The organism is Mesorhizobium sp. USDA 3734 (genome assembly GCF_056279665.1).
Genome location: NZ_JBWCCW010000001.1, coordinates 6,126,633 through 6,144,687, shown reverse-complemented (window position 1 = coordinate 6,144,687; position 18,055 = coordinate 6,126,633). Strand labels below are relative to the sequence as shown.

14 protein-coding genes and 1 pseudogene are annotated in these 18,055 nt (G+C 64.0%); 5 read left to right on the top strand and 10 right to left on the bottom strand.

Annotated features, from left to right (window positions below; all coding sequences use genetic code 11):
* Positions 1–7: 7 nt before the first annotated feature.
* From ACZ89F_RS29365 to ACZ89F_RS29350, 4 genes and pseudogenes are all read right to left on the bottom strand, one after another.
* Positions 8–1,261, bottom strand: a complete 1,254-nt coding sequence (locus ACZ89F_RS29365; RefSeq protein WP_476095581.1) for a sarcosine oxidase subunit beta — start codon at positions 1,259–1,261, stop codon at positions 8–10.
* Positions 1,262–1,343: 82 nt separating this feature from the next.
* The gene (locus ACZ89F_RS29360) at positions 1,344–2,432 is read right to left on the bottom strand and encodes an aminomethyl transferase family protein (protein WP_476097425.1); all 1,089 of its coding nucleotides are present in this window, start codon (positions 2,430–2,432) and stop codon (positions 1,344–1,346) included.
* 117 nt (positions 2,433–2,549) lie between these two features.
* Positions 2,550–3,757, bottom strand: a pseudogene (locus ACZ89F_RS29355) (FAD-dependent oxidoreductase); the annotation flags it as partial.
* A gap of 176 nt (positions 3,758–3,933) precedes the next feature.
* A complete protein-coding gene (locus ACZ89F_RS29350; RefSeq protein ID WP_476097424.1) occupies positions 3,934–4,593 on the bottom strand; it encodes a TetR/AcrR family transcriptional regulator in 660 nt (219 codons plus the stop codon).
* Positions 4,594–4,865: 272 nt separating this feature from the next.
* Here ACZ89F_RS29350 and ACZ89F_RS29345 point away from each other — a divergent pair, with 272 nt between their 5' ends.
* From ACZ89F_RS29345 to ACZ89F_RS29335, 3 genes are all read left to right on the top strand, one after another.
* Positions 4,866–6,305 carry an aldehyde dehydrogenase family protein gene (locus ACZ89F_RS29345; protein WP_476095579.1) on the top strand — a complete coding sequence of 480 codons (1,440 nt, stop codon included), beginning with the start codon at positions 4,866–4,868 and terminating at the stop codon, positions 6,303–6,305.
* A gap of 348 nt (positions 6,306–6,653) precedes the next feature.
* On the top strand, positions 6,654–7,385 hold the full coding sequence (locus tag ACZ89F_RS29340; RefSeq protein WP_476095577.1) for a GntR family transcriptional regulator: 732 nt from the start codon (positions 6,654–6,656) through the stop codon (positions 7,383–7,385).
* 9 nt (positions 7,386–7,394) lie between these two features.
* Positions 7,395–8,390, top strand: a complete 996-nt coding sequence (locus ACZ89F_RS29335) for a hypothetical protein (protein WP_476095575.1) — start codon at positions 7,395–7,397, stop codon at positions 8,388–8,390.
* Here the strand turns inward: ACZ89F_RS29335 and ACZ89F_RS29330 are convergent.
* The 6 genes from ACZ89F_RS29330 to ACZ89F_RS29305 all read right to left on the bottom strand — a co-directional run bounded on the left by ACZ89F_RS29330 (position 8,373) and on the right by ACZ89F_RS29305 (position 16,013).
* Positions 8,373–9,938, bottom strand: a complete 1,566-nt coding sequence (locus ACZ89F_RS29330) for a glycosyltransferase (RefSeq protein ID WP_476095574.1) — start codon at positions 9,936–9,938, stop codon at positions 8,373–8,375. The two genes, ACZ89F_RS29335 and ACZ89F_RS29330, sit on opposite strands and share 18 nt — an antisense overlap.
* Entirely contained in the window at positions 9,935–11,101 is a 1,167-nt protein-coding gene (locus ACZ89F_RS29325; RefSeq protein WP_476095572.1) for a glycosyltransferase family 4 protein, read from the bottom strand. The genes ACZ89F_RS29330 and ACZ89F_RS29325 overlap by 4 nt, the downstream gene beginning before the upstream one ends.
* Before the next feature lie 199 nt (positions 11,102–11,300).
* Positions 11,301–12,830 (bottom strand): mercuric reductase, encoded by a 1,530-nt coding sequence (locus ACZ89F_RS29320; protein WP_476095570.1) that lies wholly within the window; start codon positions 12,828–12,830, stop codon positions 11,301–11,303.
* Positions 12,820–14,169 (bottom strand): glucoamylase family protein, encoded by a 1,350-nt coding sequence (locus tag ACZ89F_RS29315; protein WP_476095568.1) that lies wholly within the window; start codon positions 14,167–14,169, stop codon positions 12,820–12,822. Before ACZ89F_RS29315 ends, ACZ89F_RS29320 begins: the two co-directional genes overlap by 11 nt.
* Positions 14,170–14,311: 142 nt before the next feature.
* Positions 14,312–15,064 (bottom strand): SDR family NAD(P)-dependent oxidoreductase, encoded by a 753-nt coding sequence (locus tag ACZ89F_RS29310; protein WP_476095566.1) that lies wholly within the window; start codon positions 15,062–15,064, stop codon positions 14,312–14,314.
* Between the two features lie 139 nt (positions 15,065–15,203).
* Entirely contained in the window at positions 15,204–16,013 is an 810-nt protein-coding gene (locus tag ACZ89F_RS29305; RefSeq protein ID WP_476095565.1) for an IclR family transcriptional regulator, read from the bottom strand.
* 185 nt (positions 16,014–16,198) lie between these two features.
* On the opposite strand from ACZ89F_RS29305, the gene ACZ89F_RS29300 reads away from it, so the two are divergent.
* Both ACZ89F_RS29300 and ACZ89F_RS29295 read left to right on the top strand, forming a co-directional pair.
* On the top strand, positions 16,199–17,212 hold the full coding sequence (locus tag ACZ89F_RS29300) for an ABC transporter permease (RefSeq protein WP_476095563.1): 1,014 nt from the start codon (positions 16,199–16,201) through the stop codon (positions 17,210–17,212).
* Positions 17,212–18,054 carry an ABC transporter permease gene (locus ACZ89F_RS29295; RefSeq protein WP_476095561.1) on the top strand — a complete coding sequence of 281 codons (843 nt, stop codon included), beginning with the start codon at positions 17,212–17,214 and terminating at the stop codon, positions 18,052–18,054. Before ACZ89F_RS29300 ends, ACZ89F_RS29295 begins: the two co-directional genes overlap by 1 nt.
* Position 18,055 lies beyond the last annotated feature (1 nt).

The window sequence follows — 18,055 nt, the reverse complement described above, 5'->3', positions numbered from 1 at the left end:
CAAACCTCTAATGCGCGATGCCGGAGCCGGCCGCTTCGTCGATCAGCCGCCCGGTGGCGAAGCGATCGAGGTCGAAGGGGCGGCTGATGTCGTTGTGCTTGCCTGTCGCCAGCAAGTGCGCCAGCAGCGTGCCGCCGGCTGGAATGGCCTTGAAGCCGCCCGTGCCCCAGCCGCAATTGAGGAACAGTCCCGGTAGGGGCGATTCGCCGATGATCGGCGAGGAGTCCGGCACGACGTCGACAATGCCGGCCCATTGCCGCATCAGCTTGAGCTGGCCGAAGATCGGGAACATCTCCAGCAGGCCGGCAATCACCGCCTCCAGCGTCGGCAGATTGCCGCGTTGCGCATAGGAGGGGATGCGGTCGAGCCCGCCGCCGATGACGATCTCGCCCTTGTCCGACTGGCTGACATAGACGCCGCAGCCGGGCGACAGCACCACCGTGTCGAGGATCGGCTTGACCGGCTCGGAAACGCAGGCCTGCAGCGCATAGGAATTGATCGGCAGGCGGAAGCCGGCCTTGGCCGCCAGCACCGACGAGTGACCGGCCACCGCCATGCCGATGCGCTCGGCCCGGATCGCGCCACGCGTCGTCTGGACGCCGCGGCAGCGGCCGCCCTCGATGATGAAATCGGTGATCTCGCAATTCTGGATGATGTCGACCCCGAGCCGGCTTGCCGCCCGCGCATAGCCCCAGGCGACCGCGTCATGGCGCGCCGTTCCGGCCCTGCCTTGCCAGATGCCGCCGAACACCGGGAAGCGCGCATCCGGCGAAAAATTGTAGATCGGCGCCACCCGGCGCACATCGTCAGGCGAAAACAGCTCGGCATCGATGCCGTTGATCTGCATGGCGTTGACGGTGCGCGCGCCGATCTCCATCTCGGCGGTCGAGTGGCACAGATTGACCATGCCGCGCTGCGACAGCATGACGTTGTAGTTCAGGTCCTTGGCCAGCCCCTCATAGAGCCGGTGCGCCAGCCCGTAGAGCTCGACACTTTCGGGATAATAGTAGTTGGAGCGCACCACGGTGGTGTTGCGGCCCGTATTGCCGCCGCCGATCCAGCCCTTTTCCAGCACCGCCACTCTGGCGATGTTGTGGTTCTTGGCCAGGTAGTAAGCCGTCGCCAGCCCATGGCCGCCACCGCCAATGACGATCGCGTCATAGGACGGTTTCGGCTCGGGCGAGCGCCAGGCCGGCTGCCAGCCGGTCTGGCCGGCCAGACCCTCCTTGAACAGCGACAGAGCGGAATAGCGTCGGGTCATGGCGTGCCGGACAGGCCTGATTTTCGGAAAGGAGCGTGGATCATCGCATGGTCTTTTGCACCGATGGCGCCGGTTCGATCGGTCATGCCCGCATCGCCTTGCCCAGTGAATCGTATGGCGAGGAAGCGATGACGCGCGCACCTCTTTCGACGCCGACGATGTGGGTTGTCAACTGCGTATCGATATCGGCCGCCTCGCGCTCGACCAGCGCCATGGCGAGGCTCTTGCCGACCGTATGGCCATAGCCGCCGGAGGTGACGAAGCCGGCAAGCCTGCCTCTGTTCCAGACCGGCTCGTAGCCGCCGGCATCGGCATCCTCCGCGTCGATTTCGAGCGTCACCAGCGTGCGCCTCGATGGAGCCTTCTGCTCTTTCAGGGCCGGCTCACGCCCGATGAAATCGCCCTTGTCGAAGGCGACCCAGCGGTCCATCCCGGTCTCGGCTGGCGTATAGTCCTGCGTGAACTCGCGCGACCAGATGCCAAAGCTCTTTTCGAGCCGCAGCGAATTGACCGCGCCGAAGCCATACTCGGTCACGCCCAGATCCTTGCCCGCCGCCAGCAGCGCGCGGCGCAGTCCGGCGTGTTCATTGGCCTGGCAGTGGATCTCGTAGCCAAGCTCGCCGATGACCGACAGCCGCCCGACCTTGGCCCGCACCAGGCCGACATCCAGCGTCTTGCAGGCGAGGAAGCCGAAAGCCTCGTGCGAGACATCCTGATGTGTCAGGCGCTCCAGCAGCGTTCGCGCATTGGGACCGGCCAGCGAGAAGCCGACGACCGTGTCGGAAATGTCGCGGACGGTGACGCCGTCGCTCATATGTTGCTCGAACCAGCGCATATGCCACTGGCGTAGATAGTAGGACCCCATGATCCACCAGGAGCCATCGCCCCAGTTGAAGACGGTGAGGTCGCCCTTGAGCTTCCCGTTTTCGCCCAGCATCGGCGCGAGTTTGGCGCGTCCAGGCTTCGGCAGTGCACAGGCAAGCAGCCGGTCGAGCCAGGCTTCAGCCTGCGGCCCAGAAATCTCGTAGCGCGAGAAGGCTGATATATCGAGCAGGCCTACACCTTCGCGCACCTTGCGGCATTCCTGCGCGACGATGTCGAAAGCGTTGGAGCGCTTCAATGTCGGTGTTTCGACGAAGCCTTGCGGCCCGAAATAGAGCGGCACTTCCATGCCCCAGGAATTGCCCCAGCGCGCCCCGGCGGCATCCATGGCGTCATGCGCGCCGGCCGTCTTCAAGGGTCGTCCCGCAGGCAGCTGCTCGTTGGGATAGCTCATGACGAAACGGCGCGAGTAGAATTGCCCGGTGGTCTGCCTGATGTATTCGCGGTTGGAAGCGAAGTCGCCGTAGCGGGCGATGTCCATGCCGTAGACGTCGGCTTCCGGCTCGCCATGGATCATCCATTCGGCCAGCGACTTGCCGACGCCACCGCCTTGCAGGAAGCCGGCCATGACGCCGCACGCCACCCAGTAATTGGGAACGCCGCGCACCGGGCCGACCAGCGGGTTGCCGTCCGGCGAGAAGGTGAAGGCGCCATTCACCCAGCGCTTGATGCCGGCATTCTCCAGGCAGGGGTAACGGCTGAAGCCGAGCGCAAGTTCGTCGGCGATGCGGTCGGTGTCTTCCTGGATCAGTTCGATGCCGTAGTCCCACGGCGCTCCGTCCATGTTCCAGTGCTTGTGGTTGATCTCGTAGATGCCGAGCAACAGGCCCTTCTGCTCCTGGCGCATGTAGGTGAAGCCTTCGAGATCGACGATCAGCGGCAATTCCTTGTCCAGCGCCTGGATTTCGGGCAGCGCCTCGGTGACGAGATAATGGTGCTCCATCGGCGACACCGGCAGGTCGATGCCGGCCATCCTGCCGACCTGCTTGGCCCACAGCCCGCCGGCATTGACGACGTGCTCGGCAATCACCGTGCCCTTCTCGGTGACCACGTCCCAGCTGTCGTCGGCGCGGCGGTTCAGTTCCAGCACGCGGTTGTGCTCGATGATGTCGGCGCCGCGCAGCCTGGCTGCCTTGGCATAGGCGTGCACGACGCCCGAGGGATCGATATGGCCTTCGCGCGCGCGGCATAGAGTCCACCCAGCATGCCGTCGGTGTTGAGGATCGGGCAGCGTTCCCGGATCTCGTCGACGCCGACGAGGTGGACATCGTCGATGCCCATGGTCTGGAAGATGCGGTAGGAGGCCTTCAGCCATTCCCAGCGCTCCGGCGCCGAGGCGACCGAGATGCCGCCGGTCATGTGCATGCCGATGCTTTGACCCGATTCCTTCTCGACCTCCGAGAGCAGGTCGATCGTATAGGCCTGCAGGGCGGCGATGTTGGGATCGGCGTTGAGCGCATGGAAACCGCCGGCCGCGTGCCAGCTCGACCCTGCGGTCAGCACCTCGCGTTCGATCAGCGCGACGTCGCTCCAGCCGAACTTTGCCAGATGGTAGAGCACCGAGGCTCCAACCACGCCGCCGCCGATGACGATAGCCCGGTATTGGGATTTCATCCTGTCGCACTCCACCCAGTCGTGAGGCACAGCGTATCGGCATTGTACATATGTGTCTAGTAGGTTGCGGACCTTTAACCCGATCGCCGGAGCGAGAGGAAGCCGCCTTCGCCTGTCAGCGAAGCAAACGTGCTGGTTGTTTGGGAGCCGTGGCGATTTATGGGCGCTGGGTGTGCCTACCGGTTGCCGGCGAGCGTCTTCTCGACATAGCGCGAGAAGTCCTCGATATCCTCGGCCGAAGGCTCCTGGCCGGTGAAGCTGCGCAGATAGGACGCGACGTATGAAATGCGGCTGCTCATCGGCTCGTTGAGTTCGAGCGAGTAATATCCGATCTGCATGAAATAGAGCACACGGGCCCGCACGAACGCATCCACCTCGTCATAGCCATGGTGCATGAACATGTCGCGAATGGCGTTGACGCGCTCCTCGTCGGCCTCGTCGAGCGCGCGCCGGATGGCAGGCGAGCGACGTGCCCAGGCTCTGATCGCGAAATCCAGCTGCGGATCGAACAGCCTTTCGTCCACCCAGCATTCGAAAATGCTCATCACCCCGCGGATGACGGTGGCGGAAGGCCGCCTGGCGCGTTCGACGATGAATTTAGTGTTGGTCTGCCGCCAATAGTCGAGCAACTGGTCGAGCAGGTCCTGTCGGCTCTTGAAATACCAGTAGAAGCTGGAGCGCGACACGTCGAGCTTCTGGCCCAGCGTCAGCACGCGGACACGCTCGACGCCATCCGAGATCAACGTTTCAAGCGCAAGCTTCAGCCAGTCTTCGCGAGTGGCCTTGATGTTACCGGTTGCGCCGGCGCGCTGGATCGTCGTCTCGAGAGCTGCCATCGACACGACGAATGACACGCTGCATCAGGCAAATCAAGGCTATGGACATGACTGTACAGAGCTATTCAACCGGCCTTCGACGATGCCGCGCGGATGTTAGCCGGATTGGGGATCACTATGGCGCTGTCACCGCCACGCCATCGGTACAGCGCAGGTGAGGGGGGTTTTTGTCGCGGCGCCAGGCTCAGTGCGTGCTTTCCCGCAAGGCAATTGTCTGGCAAATACCAGTTCAGACAGATGCCCGCGCGGCCAACCAGCAGGAAGACAAGGACATGACGCTGTTTCGACAGAATCTCATCGATGGCGAATGGGTCGGCGAGGCCGGTTCGCGCAACATCAACCCCTCGGATACCGGCGATGTCGTCGGCGATTATGCATCCGCGGGAGCCGAGCAGGCGGGGCAGGCGATCGCGGCGGCCAAGGCGGCGTTTCCGGCATGGTCCCGCTCCGGTCCGCTGGCGCGCCACGCGGTGCTGAAAAAGGCGGCGGACGAGATCATGGCGCGCAAGGACGAGATCGGCCGCAATCTGGCGCGTGAGGAAGGCAAGACGCGGGCCGAGGGCATAGGCGAGACCATTCGTGCCGCGCAGATATTCGATTTCTTTGCCGGCGAAACATTGCGCTTGACCGGAGAGGTCGTGCCGAGCGTGCGGCCTGGCGTCGGCGTCGAGATGACGCGCGAGGCGGTCGGCGTGGTCGGCATCATCACGCCGTGGAATTTTCCCATCGCCATTCCGGCCTGGAAGATCGCCCCGGCGCTGACCTACGGCAACACCGTCGTCTTCAAGCCGGCCGAACTTGTCCCCGAGAGCGCCTGGACGATCGTCGACATCCTGCATCGCGCCGGCCTGCCGAAGGGCGTGCTCAATCTCGTCATGGGCAAGGGCTCGGTCGTCGGCCAGGCGATGCTCGACAGTCCTGATGTCAACGCCATCAGCTTCACCGGCTCGGTCGGCACCGGCAAGCGTGTCGCCGCTGCAAGCATCGAGCATATGCGCAAGTTCCAGCTTGAAATGGGCGGCAAGAACCCGCTGGTCGTGCTCGACGATGCCGACCTCGCGATCGCCGTCGATTGCGCGCTCAATGGCGCCTTCTTCTCGACCGGCCAGCGCTGCACCGCCTCGTCCAGGCTGATCGTGACCGACGGCATTCACGACCGTTTCGTCGATGCCCTCAAGGATCGCATGAGCAAACTGGTCATCGGCGACGCGCTCGACGCGCAGACCCAGATCGGTCCGGTCGTCGACGCGACACAGCTGAAGCAGGACGAGGACTATATCGCCATCGGCGTCAGGGAAGGCGCTACGCTCGCCTTCGGCGGCGAGCGGCTCGACCGCAAGACGCCGGGCTTCTACTTGCAGCCGGCATTGCTGACTGAGGCCACTAACGCCATGCGCAGTTCGCGCGAGGAGATTTTCGGACCTGTCGCCAGCGTCATCCGCGTCAAGGACTATGACGAGGCGCTTGCCGTCGCCAACGACACGCCCTTCGGCTTGACCTCGGGCATCTGCACCTCAAGCCTCAAGCACGCCACCCACTTCAAGCGCAATTCGGAGGCCGGCATGGTGATGGTCAACCTGCCGACGGCGGGTGTCGACTTCCATGTTCCCTTCGGCGGCCGCAAGGGCTCGAGCTACGGCCCGCGCGAACAGGGCCGCTACGCCGCGGAATTCTACACCACGGTGAAGACCGCCTATACGTTCGCAGGCTGATCGGCCGTCGGCCGATCATGCCGGGCTGATCATCTGATCATGCCGGGCTGATCATCTGATCATGCCGGGCTGATCGGGCGTGCAGGATGATCGGGCCGGCAACCCGCCACGCACATCTAGATTGGAGCGGCGCGAAGGAATGACAGTGCAAAACCTGACCTGGCTTAACCCGCCGCCGCACCACGCCATCGACGGCGAGATGCACGATTGAGGCGTGCGCTGCCGCGCTGAACCGTAAGCATTTCGACGCCGCGTCTGCCCCTGGTCGGCGAAGAGCGCGCACGCGTCACCGCCATCATCGAGGCGGCGATCGAAGAGCTCAGGCAGCAGGACTGACGCAGGACGCCCATGGCCGCCACCAACAAGCCGCTGCTGCAGCGCCAGACCGTGACGGCGACGGTCGCCGAGTGCATTGCCGCCAGGATCATCGGCGGAGATTACCCTGGCGGACATCAAATCCGCCAGGAAGCCATCGCCGCCGAGCTTGGCGTGAGCCGGATCCCGGTGCGCGAGGCGCTTCTGCAACTGGAGGCGGACGGCCTGGTCGTCATCAGGACGCATCGCGGTGCTGTCATGTCGGAGTTGTCCGCCGACGATGCGATCGACCTTTTCGATGCGCGTATGCTTGAGCCTTTCCTGGTCGAAAAGGCGATCGCGCACGTCTCGGATCAGGACATTGCGGCCATCGAAAAATCGATGCGCGCCTATGAGGCTGCCACCGCCCGAGGCGATGATCCCAAGGACCTCAGCCGTCTCAACTGGGCGTTCCACACCGCATTGCTCGAACCCTCGATGCGGCCGCGTTCGATGGCCGTCGTCCAGAGGCTCTACAACTCCGCCGACCGCTATTTGGGTCTGCAGATCGAGCCCGCCAAGGCACAGGCCAAAGCTCTGCAGGAGCATCGCGAGCTCTTCGAGGCCTATCGCCGAAGGGACATCGCCGAGACCGCGCGCTTGTCGAGAAAACACATCGCCGACGCGGCCGGCGAGATCGTCAGCCAGTTGCGGCGCGCGAGACCGCCGCCTGACGCTGTGTCCTTGCCAGACGAGACGTTGCAACGATGCTGGCGTCTGGGCTAAGCGTTACCGATGGGCAGGTTGCGATGGGCACGTCTGAAGAAAGACGTCTATCCCAGGGCGCTGAGGTTTCTCGGCGTTCCTCCGGTTCTGTGGTCGCAGGGGATCGGGCATTTCTGCGATTTCGCCGGACCGCCCTGGTATCGCTACGCGCCGACCGAATCGACGCAGAGCGAGGCATTTTTCCGCGATCACTTTGGCGGCGCGCATGGCATCGTCTGGGTGCGCCTGAGCACCTTGGCCAGGGATCCGCAAACCTGCGATCTCGATACATTCGCCAAGGTCGTGCTGCCGACCATCAAGGCGCCATTCACGCTGCTGACCACCGACGGCGACGCCTCGGTGCCGTCCGATTTGGCGAAGGATACGGTCGACCGGCTTCTTGCCAACCCTTTCCTGGTGTCCTGGTACAGCCAGAACTGCGATGGCGACCACCCCAGGATCAAACCTTTCCCCATCGGGCTCGATCTTCACACGCCACGTTCCCTTGCAACGCCCGCGGGGCTGGTGAGGCAACTGGAAACCATGCGCGACCGGCAGGACAATGCGGGTCGTCGCCCGGCCAGAATTTTCTGCGACTTCAGCATCAGCAAAGGGTCCAGGCAGCGCCGGGAATTGCTCGACGCCCTGGAGGGGTGCCCTCATGTCGATTTCCTGACGAAACGTGTATCGCAGCGCTCGATCTGGGAGCTGTACTCGCAATACCCGCTTGTGCTGTCCACCGAAGGCAATGGTCTGGACTGTCACAGGACATGGGAACTGCTTTATCTCGGCTGCATCGTCGTCACCAGAACCTCGCCACTCGACCCGCTCTACCAAGGGCTTCCTGTCATTGTCGTCGACGAATGGCGTGAGGTCAGGGACCCCGAGGCGCCGAAACGCTGGATAGATGAGGTCGCGCATCTGACCGACCGGGACTATCTGTGGGAACGTCTGCGGCCGCAAACCTATCTTGAGCCCATTCGGCAAGAGCTTCGGCAGGCCGCCGCCTCACCAGGGAACATGTAGTATTTCCAGCTTGGGCAGGCCGACCGGCCTGATGCCGAGATCGTTGGCAAGGGCGCCGAGGCCTTCGGTCTCGATAAGATCGCGGTAGGGAAGCTCGGGGAAACGAAGGCCGCCGCGATGCAAAGCGGCATCGACGAGAAGCATGGTTCCGCCGACTGCATCGAGACCGATGATGTCGAGATGCCTGACATCGCTGAGATGGAGGCGGCCCTGCGATTGCAGGGGCGGCTGGTAAAGCCCGCCGCGCATATGGCGATAGTACCGGTAGTCCCTCGTCGACCGCGTCGTGATGAAACTGTTGTGATCGAAGCTGGCGCCGCCGGCGATCTTCACGCAGTTGGGGACCGCGATGCGATGTCCGGTGGCGATCAGGCGGTTCAAGGCATCGCCGGGAAAACGCCAGACATCGACATCGATCCACAGCGCCCAGTCGTCGTCGTCGTCCAGCCCATGATCGATCAGGTGGTTGCGCACCTTGGCAATGGTGCCGCGCCGGACGCGTTGCATGCGCGGCTTTGCCCGCTTTGCCCTGTCGAGGATGGTGCCGACATGTTTCTGCAGAAGGACAATGTCACGATATTTGCCGGCCAATTGCGCCGTTGCCGCCTGTAGCCTTTCCCAGCTTCCATCGACGCTGTCGCCTTCGCAGAACACCAGCTTGATCCTGTCCTTGGGATAGTCCAGCGTCCGCAGGAGATCGAGGAACGGCTGGATATGCTCGGCCGCATCGCGAAGCGGCACCAGGACGGCAATATTCTGGCCCGCCGGCGACGCTGCCACAAGCGCCGACTGGCTGACACTTGCCCTTGCCGTGGCCTCATCAAGATGGGCGCCTCGCGTCAGATGATACCAGCCACGGTAGAGATGATTGCGCAGCCTGGTGCCCCACCCCGGCGCTGGTTCCGGCGTCCACCATGTGCCCGCCCAATGGTGAACTGAAAGCGTTGTTCCCCTGTCTGGCTCTCTCGATCCGGCCGAATCCACCGGAGAGAACAGCGTCGGGGGATGTATGAGGAAGGCCTTCTGATCGCCATAGCCGCGCTGGGCTGATGTCAGCAGGCAAGGGCCGGTCGCGTCGAGAACGTCCTTGGCCTGAGCCAGTCCGGGCAACAGCGACAGTACATGCAGCCAGAAGGGATGCCTGGGCGGGCTCGCTATCGTTCCGTTGAAGAGCAGATAGGGCAAGCCGCGGAATTCCGCCTGGACGCTGGTGTGCGAAGCGGGTTCCTTGCACAGCACGATGCGGTCCTCGTCCATGACAGGATCGAAAGGGGCGACGCATTCGCAGTCGATGTCGGCATAGACCCCACCGAAATGATAGAGCAGCAGGTAGCGCGCCGCGTCGGCGCGCAGCACGCCGTTCAGATAGCTGCAGAAGGTCGGCAGGAAATCCGGATAGTGCTCGGCGATGAATTCCAGCAGCATCCGGTCGTTCCAGAATAGGAATGTCCAGTCCGGGTTATGCCGCTTCCAGCTCTCGACATAGGCCTGGAAACGGGCCGGAACGATGTCGCTCTTCCACGTCTGGTGAAGGATCGTTGGAATCATGCGCCGGCCTCGTCCAGTCCCAGTCCGCCGCGGACGGCCTTGCGGATGGCTTGCGGGCCGAACCTGGCCCATACCGCTTGATGCGCGCGTATGCGCTGGCGTGCCCTGCGGTCGGTCTCCAGGCTAAGCCCGACAGCCATGTCGGCAAGCCCTTCATCGGTATCCGACAGCAGCAACTCCTTGTTTTCGACCAGGTCCAGACCCTCGGCCGCCAGCGGCGTCGCGATCACCGGCACGCCCCAGGCCATCGCCTCGAGGATCTTGATGCGCGTACCGCCGCCTGCCGCAAGCGGCATGATGCTGAGATGCGCCCTGGATAGCAGCGGTGCTACGCTCTCGGGGTCTTCGACGAGCTCCACGCCAGGCAATCCGGCCAGCGCCTGCACGGCGGGCTTCGGGTTGCGTCCGGCGAGAACCAGCGTCGCGGCCGGCAAGGCCTGTCGGATGCGCGGCAATATGGAGCCGGCTAACCGACCGACGGCATCGACGTTTGGCGGATAGCCGAGATGGCCGATAAACAGGATCACCGGAAAGCCGTTGCCCGCCCCGGGCTCGGCTTGTAGCGTTTCGGGACTGTGCGCGGCGTGGGGAATTCCGTTTGGAACGACATCGATCGGCACCTTGTGCCGGGAGAAGGCCGTCAGCCTGTCGCGATCTTGACCCGAGCAGACCCAGACCCTGTCGACAAGGGCAAGCGCCTTTCGCTCGAGACGCCTGATGCCAAGGCCGGCGGTGATCGTCGCCACGGCAGGTCGCTTCGCATCGACGCCCCGCAACTGTCCTGCCAGGTCGGACTCGACATTGTGCATGTCGAGGATGAGCTGTTTCGTCAGCCCTCGCAAAGGCCGCAGCAGCTTGAACAGGCCGATACCCTCGACCAGCACGGTGTCCGGGCGGAAGTCTCGAACCAGTGTCTCCAGCCGCGTCAAGGCGGCACGCGAAATGCGATGCTCCGCCCTTATGCGCCACCAACCGATCGAGCCGGAGCGGGCCTCTCCCTCGATCGACAAGGCCTCGGTGCGGATCGACGGATCGGCAGCTTCCACGGCTTGCGGCCGCACCGACACCAGGCAGACCGGGCCGAATTCGGCGGCCGCCGCTGCGTTGCGGTGATTTCTCAGATCCGCGCCGGAGGTCGGCGGAAAGGCTGGATCGTGGGTCACGACAAGCGTACGCCTTTCGGCATTCCGCGCCGGCAGGGCCACGTGCGAACTCATGGTGTTCGAAACGTGCGCCCCGGGCTGTGCGCCCGCAACTGCACCAAAGACTTTATTCCAGACGGCATTCAAGACGGCCCCGCAGCCATAGAACCAGCTTCGACTTGTTGAGCGGAACGGGTCTTTCGTCAAGCGCCGGATGGCGTCATCGTCTGGACCGCTCCAGCCAACGCGTCGTGACATGTCTCCAGAATGAGGTGAACCGCGTTCGCCTGTAGGCGTCGGCGGCCATCTTTATGCCTTGTGCCTGCGTCGGGAAGGGATGGATGACGTCGGCCAGCGCGAGCAGTCCCATGCCTGACTTGATCGCCAGCGACACCGCATTGATCATCTCGCCGGCATGGCTGGCGACGACCGTGGCACCCAGGATGCGGTCGGAGCCCTCCCGGACGTGGATTTTGACAAAGCCCTCTTCCTCGCCGTCCATCACCGCACGGGCGACATCGTGCATCAGCACCGTATAGGTCTTGACCGGGATACCGTTCTGGCGCGCCTCCGCCGGATAGAGGCCGACATGGGCGATCTCCGGATCGGTGTAGGTGCACCACGGAATGACCAGTTCGCTCAGTTTGCTGCGTCCGAGAAACAAGGCGTTGTGCACGACCATGCGAGCCGTTGCCTCGGCGGTATGGGTGAATTTGTATGCGAGGCAGACGTCGCCCGCCGCATAGATGCGCGGATTGGTGGTCCGGAGATAATCGTCCACTTTGATGCCGGCGGCGTCGTACGCCACCCCGGCGTTCTCCAGATCGAGACCATCGACATTGGGCGAACGGCCGATGCCGGTGATGATCTCGTCGACGGAAATCGTCGTCGTCTCGTCGTCGCGCACCAGGTCGGCGAGCTTCCTGCCGCCTCCTGTGCGCACCGCGACCACCTCGGTGTTGAGGCGAACCTCGACCCCTTCGCGCGCCAGAGCGTCCGAGAGGATCTGGGCGGCATCGCGTTCCTCGCCAGGCAGGAACATCGGTTCCCGCTGCGCCAGGATGACCTTCGCACCCAGCAGGCAGAAGGCCTGCGCCGCCTCGCAACCGAGCGGGCCGCCACCGATGACCAGAAGCCGCTTCGGGCAGTTCGTGAGATCGAACATGGTCTCGTTGCTGAGATAGCCGGCCTCGGTGAGACCCGGAATCGTCGGCAGGGCCGCCCGTGCGCCCGTCGCAACCAGCGCCTTCCTGAAACGCAGGGTTTGCCCGGCAACCGTGACAGCGTCCGGTCCGGAAAATCGCGCTTCGCCGAAATAAAGGTCCATGCCTTCGGAGGCCAGGCTCGCGGCCGAATCGGCACGGCTGATCCGTTGTCGAATCTGCCGCATCCGCGTCATGGCCCGCTGAAAGTCGACGTGAAGACGGTCCGGCGTGTCGCCGCCAAAAGTCTCGGCATCGCGCATATCGGCATAGAGCCTGGCCGTGCGGATGATCGCTTTCGACGGGATGCAGCCGACATTGACGCGGGCGCCGCCGATCAGCCCGCGCTCGATCAGCGCGACTTTCGCACCGAGGTTTGCCGCCTCGCGCGCGGCGGTCAACCCGGCCGGCCCGGCGCCGATGACGACCAGATTGTAAGGGCCGTCGGGCTGCGGGTTCTTCCAGTGCGGCGGATGGGCGCTCTTGATCAGGTTGATGTCGTTGCTGTCGACGGGGAAGGCGGGAGCCCTGGTCCGGTCACGCGCCATCGCCGCCATCCCTCGCCGGGCTTGCCGGCGACGACAGCCAGCCGCCGCTGAATCCGGCCTTGCTCAGGCCGCGGCGGATATGCTGATTGGACCGCATCAGCCTCCAGATCAGTCCTGACCGATGGTTCTCGATCATCATCACCACGATGCCCTGATCCAGCCCGTAATGGCCTTCCGACACCCAGCCGTGCCGGCCGAATTTCCGCCGGTTCGCCAATGTCGGGTTGAAGCCGCTCGGCAGCCGGAAATTATCGATCACCTCGGGATAGCGATCCCCGAGATGGCGCAAGGCCGCCAGGCAGATGTCCGGCGCGAAAGGCAGCGATGCCGGATAGGACCATGGGGCGATCGTCCCGTCATCAGGTCCGAACGGCGCGCCGCGCGCGGCATAGCCGGAAAACCGGCGGCGCTGTCGCTCCACGCTGGTGCGAAAGCCGCCTGGGCCGTCGCCCGCCGAAAGTCCCCACAAATTCTCGTCGTAGCCGCCGTAGCCGTAAGGGTTGTGGCGCGCATAGTCGCGATGCAGGTAGGTCGCGCGGCGGCTGTTTTCGAAATAGTCGGAGTTCTTCTCTCGCATGAAGGCGTCGCGGATGCCGGCAAAGTCGATCCAGGCATGCGAGAACTGGTGCATGAACAGCGGACCGCCATAGAGCACGTCGTAGCCGTAGATGTTTTCCCACTGGTAGGTCGCCGTCCAGCCCTCGTAGCTGTTGTCCGAGGTCGGGCTGTCGGGCGAGGCCATCGACAGCACGTAGAGGATCGTCGCTTCGTTGTAGCCTTCCCAGCCATAGTGGAGAAAGCCGCTCTTCGGCTTCCAGCCCTGCCGCAAGGTGGGCGTGCTTCCCTGCGCCCACCGCCAGTCGACGCGCCGGTAGAGCGCCTCGGCCAGTTCCCGGATTCTCGCCTCCTCCTCATCCTCGCCGGAGAAATAGGATGCCGCCACCAGCATGCCTGATATCAGCAATGCGGTATCCACCATCGACAGTTCGCAACGCCAGACGCGCAGGCCGGTCCGCATGTCGAGGAAATGGTAATAGAAACCCTTGTGGCCGGTGACCTCGTCGCCATTGCCTTGCAGGCTGGTCGAGAAGAAACGCAGCGCGGCAAGCGTCAGCTTCACCGCCGCCTCGCGTGTCATCCAGCCGCGCTCGACGCCGATCGGATAGCAGGACAGCGCGAAGCCGACGACAGCGATGCTGGCCGGCGAATTCGACCGCGACGTATCGGCGACCAATCCGTTTTCCGGGTTCACATTCTCGAGGAAATAGCCGAAGGCGGCGCGCTGATAGCGCTCCAGAAGCTCGTCGTCGGACAGTGCGGCAGGCTCGGCTCTAAGCAAAAGCAAGCTCCCGCCGGATGGCTGCATCCCGTGTCATGGTTTCCCGCTACCTTGTTGCGACTTGCCGATTCGGAGCCTGCAACTATACGCCCGTACGCTCCCGTTCGCTGCACCGTCACGCGGAATTGAGATGCGTCCGGCCTCAGTAGGTGGCGCGGCCGCCGGAAACGTCGAACACGGCGGCCGTCGTGAACGAACACTCCTCCGAGACGATCCAGCAGATCAGCGCCGCCACCTCGTCGACTTCGCCAAAGCGCGCCATCGGTATCTTGGACAGCATGAAGTCGATGTGCTCCTGGCTCATCTGCTTGAAGATCGCGGTGCGTACGGCCGCCGGTGTGACGCAATTGACCGTCACCTTGGTCTTGGCCAGTTCCTTGCCGAGCGACTTGGTCAGACCGATCACCGCGGCCTTCGAGGTGCTGTAGGCGGAGGCGTTGGGATTGCCTTCCTTGCCGGCGATCGAGGCGATGTTGACGATGCGGCCATAGTTGCGCTCGAGCATGTGCGGGACGAGCGCCTTGTTGCAGTAGAAGACGCCGTTGATGTTGATGTTGATGACCTTCTGCCAATCCTCGGTCGAATAGTTCCAGGTCGTCATGTTCGGCCCGGTGATCGCCGCACTGGTGACCAGGATATCGACACCGCCAAGCGCTTCGATCGTCCGTGTGGCGGCATTTGCAACGCCGACGGCATCGGCAACGTCCACTGTCACCCCGTGGAGGCCGGGAAGGCTGGCCTTGGCCTGTTCGATCTGGGCAGGATCGCGATCCCAGACGCAAACCCGTCCGCCCTCTTCGACGATTCTCTGAGCCACCGCCAAACCGATGCCCGATGCGCCGCCGGTGATGACCGCCGCCCGATCGCTGAATCGTCCTGCAAAATTCATCGGCATCTGATTTCCCCCGTCACCTGAACCCGATGGACGCCAACGACGCGCGACCGCTGTACCATCGGCGGCGACTGTGCGGGCACCACCAGGCAAGTTCAAGCCTGCATGCAGGCCGATCGTCTGGGCCAATCCCGTGCCGGGATCACACGGGATTTCCCTCGAGCTGGTCGTCCAGTGCTTTCACCATCGCCACCAGCGCCGGTCCGATCTCGGCATGCGCGCGGTCCTCGGTGATGATCTCGCCGATACCGCCGCAGGTGATGGCAACCAGCGGCGAGCCGTCACGCGGGCGGAACGGCACGCCGACCGCATGGATATAACTGTGCCAGGCGCCGAACGACGTTACGTAGCCCTGCCGTGCATACTGGGCGATCGCATCGTCGATCGCAGCATGGATCATCACTGCCTTGTCCGACTCCGCCTCCTGCAAAGCCCGCACAAGGCCGGCGCGCTCCTCGGGTGACAAGGCCGCCGCATAGGCCAGCCCCATCGATGTCTTCCAGATCGGCAGATAGGAGCCGGGATTGAGCCGCAGCGTGACAAGGCTCTCCGACCGGCAGTTGGCCAGATAGACCATGTTGAGGCTGTCGCGCGTGCCGAGCGCCACCGCCGCGCCCGTCAGGTCGGCCAGCGGCTGCATCAGCGGCCTGGCGACGTGCACGACGGCGCTGGAACTCAGCGCGGAATAACCCAGCGCCACAGTGGCCGGTCCCAGGCTGTAGCGGCCAAGATCCTTGTCGTACAGGAGATAGCCGAGCGCGCTCAGCGTATAGGTGATGCGCGACACCGTGGCTTTGGGCAGGCCGGTCCGCGCGATGATGTCCTGGTTTCCGAGCGAGGCGTCGCCTGGCCGGAAGGCGCGCAGGATGCCGAGCCCGCGCACCAGCGACGACGAAAGCTGCGCGCCTTCGCCTTCAAGCTCCGTCTCGTCCCTGGTCGCTCGCTTGCGCACGCTGGGTCTTTCTGGCGTTGTCGTCCGCCTGTCGGGCCGGTGCCGCCGGTACGGTCGATCAAAAATGAAATTAAATTCCATTTATATTGACAGGCCCTTTCCGGCGCTGTCAATATGCTTCCATCGATGGCATCTCTCAGCGCCTTGTGCCATCCTACGAAGCCCCTCCTTGTGAAGGTAGCCACGTGTCTCGCTATATTTTGCGCCGGCTTATCGCAATGCCGTTTCTGGTGCTCGGCATCGTCACCATCGCCTTCCTGATCACCACGGTGACCAAGGGCGATCCGCTGACAGCCATTGTCGCCGAACAGCAGATGAGCAACCCGGAGGTGGTGGCCGCGGCCAAGGCGCGCTGGGGTCTCGATCGTCCGCTGCCGGAACGCTATATGATATATCTTGGTAATCTGCTGAGCGGCGATCTTGGCACCTCCTTCATCACCAAGCGCAATGTCGGCACCGACATTCTCTACCGCTTGCCGGCAACGCTCGAACTGGTTTTCGCCGCGATGATCTTCGGCACCACGCTCGGCATCGTGCTTGGCGTGCTGGCCGCCTATTTCCGCAACAGCCTGATTGACCATGGTGCGCGGCTGTTCGCTTTGTTCGGCTCGTCGCTGCCGGTGTTCTGGTCGGGGCTCGGCCTTCTTTTCATCTTCTCTGTCATGCTGAACTGGCTGCCGGGGCCGGGCAGGGTTGATGCCCGGCTGGCATTGCCGCCCGGCATCACCGGCTTCCTGACCATCGATTCGCTGCTGGTTGGCGACTGGACCGTCTTCAAGGACGCGCTCTGGCACCTGCTTCTGCCGGCCTTCGTGCTCGGCTGGACGGTTTCGGGCACCATATCGCGGCTGGTGCGCGCCAACATGCTGGACGTGATGAGCCGCGAGTTCGTGCTCACCGCGCGCGCCAAGGGGGCGAGCGAGTTCCGCGTCGTCATCGTGCACGCGCTGCGCAACACCATGGTGCCGACCCTGACCGTCATCGGCTATTCCTTCGCCTATCTGATCACCGGCGCGGTGCTGACCGAAACCATCTTTTCCTGGCCAGGCATGGGCTCCTATGCCGTCGAGGCGGCCCGCGCTCTCGACTTCCCGGCGATCATCGGCGTCACGATTGTCGGCGGCCTCGCCTTCCTGGTCACCAACCTCATCACCGACATACTCTATGTCGTGGCCAATCCGCGCGTGAGATTGAGCTGATGTCGGCGGCCGCAACCAGATCCCGTTCCGCTGCCGTTCCCGAGTGGCTGACCGCGCCTTTGGTCATCGGCACGGTCGTCATCCTGTTCTGGCTGTTCATGACCGTCTTCGCCAATCTGGTCGTGCAGTTCGATCCGCTCGAAATGGTGGCGCGCCGGCTCCAGCCGCCGAGCTGGGCGCACTGGCTGGGCACCGACGCGCTCGGCCGCGATGTGCTCGCCCGCACCTTGCACGGGGCGGCGCATTCGCTGCCGATCGCGGTTCTGGTCGTCGTCTCTGCGGTCGTCATCGGCTCACTGCTTGGCGCCATCTCCGGCTTCGTCGGCGGCCTGACCGGTGCGGCGATCATGCGGCTTGTCGACGTGACCTTGTCGTTCCCGCCGATGCTGCTCGCCATGGCCGTCGCGGCGTCACTTGGGCCCGGCCTCGGCAATGCCGCCATCGCCATGGTGCTCGTCTGGTGGCCGGTCTATGCCCGTCTTATGCGGGCGCAGGTGCTGGAGGTGAAGGAGCGCGAGCATGTCGAGGCGGCGATCGCCGCCGGCGCCAGGCCACGCCGCGTGCTGTTCACGCACATATTGCCGCTTTGCTGGACCCCCGTGCTGATCAGCGCGACGATGGATCTCGGCCAGGTCGTGCTGCTTGCCGCGTCGCTCAGCTTCATCGGGCTGGGCGCCACGCCGCCGACGCCCGAATGGGGGTCGATGATCTCCGATGGCGCCGTCCATTTCTACCAATGGTGGATCGCCTTCGGTCCCGGCGTCGCCATCCTCACCATCGTGCTCGGCTTCAACTTTATCGGCGACGGCTTGCGCGACATTCTCGATCCAAGGTCGGACTAGG

Excerpts from the sequence above, each read along its gene's own strand:
- ACZ89F_RS29330 (WP_476095574.1), bottom strand. The coding sequence starts at position 9,938 with ATGATTCCAACGATCCTTCACCAGACGTGGAAGAGCGACATCGTTCCG.
- ACZ89F_RS29360 (WP_476097425.1), bottom strand. The coding sequence starts at position 2,432 with ATGGAAGTGCCGCTCTATTTCGGGCCGCAAGGCTTCGTCGAAACACCG.
- ACZ89F_RS29345 (WP_476095579.1), top strand. The coding sequence starts at position 4,866 with ATGACGCTGTTTCGACAGAATCTCATCGATGGCGAATGGGTCGGCGAG.
- ACZ89F_RS29340 (WP_476095577.1), top strand. The coding sequence starts at position 6,654 with ATGGCCGCCACCAACAAGCCGCTGCTGCAGCGCCAGACCGTGACGGCG.
- ACZ89F_RS29310 (WP_476095566.1), bottom strand. The coding sequence starts at position 15,064 with ATGCCGATGAATTTTGCAGGACGATTCAGCGATCGGGCGGCGGTCATC.
- ACZ89F_RS29295 (WP_476095561.1), top strand. The coding sequence starts at position 17,212 with ATGTCGGCGGCCGCAACCAGATCCCGTTCCGCTGCCGTTCCCGAGTGG.
- ACZ89F_RS29335 (WP_476095575.1), top strand. The coding sequence starts at position 7,395 with ATGGGCAGGTTGCGATGGGCACGTCTGAAGAAAGACGTCTATCCCAGG.
- ACZ89F_RS29365 (WP_476095581.1), bottom strand. The coding sequence starts at position 1,261 with ATGACCCGACGCTATTCCGCTCTGTCGCTGTTCAAGGAGGGTCTGGCC.
- ACZ89F_RS29350 (WP_476097424.1), bottom strand. The coding sequence starts at position 4,593 with ATGGCAGCTCTCGAGACGACGATCCAGCGCGCCGGCGCAACCGGTAAC.
- ACZ89F_RS29320 (WP_476095570.1), bottom strand. The coding sequence starts at position 12,830 with ATGGCGCGTGACCGGACCAGGGCTCCCGCCTTCCCCGTCGACAGCAAC.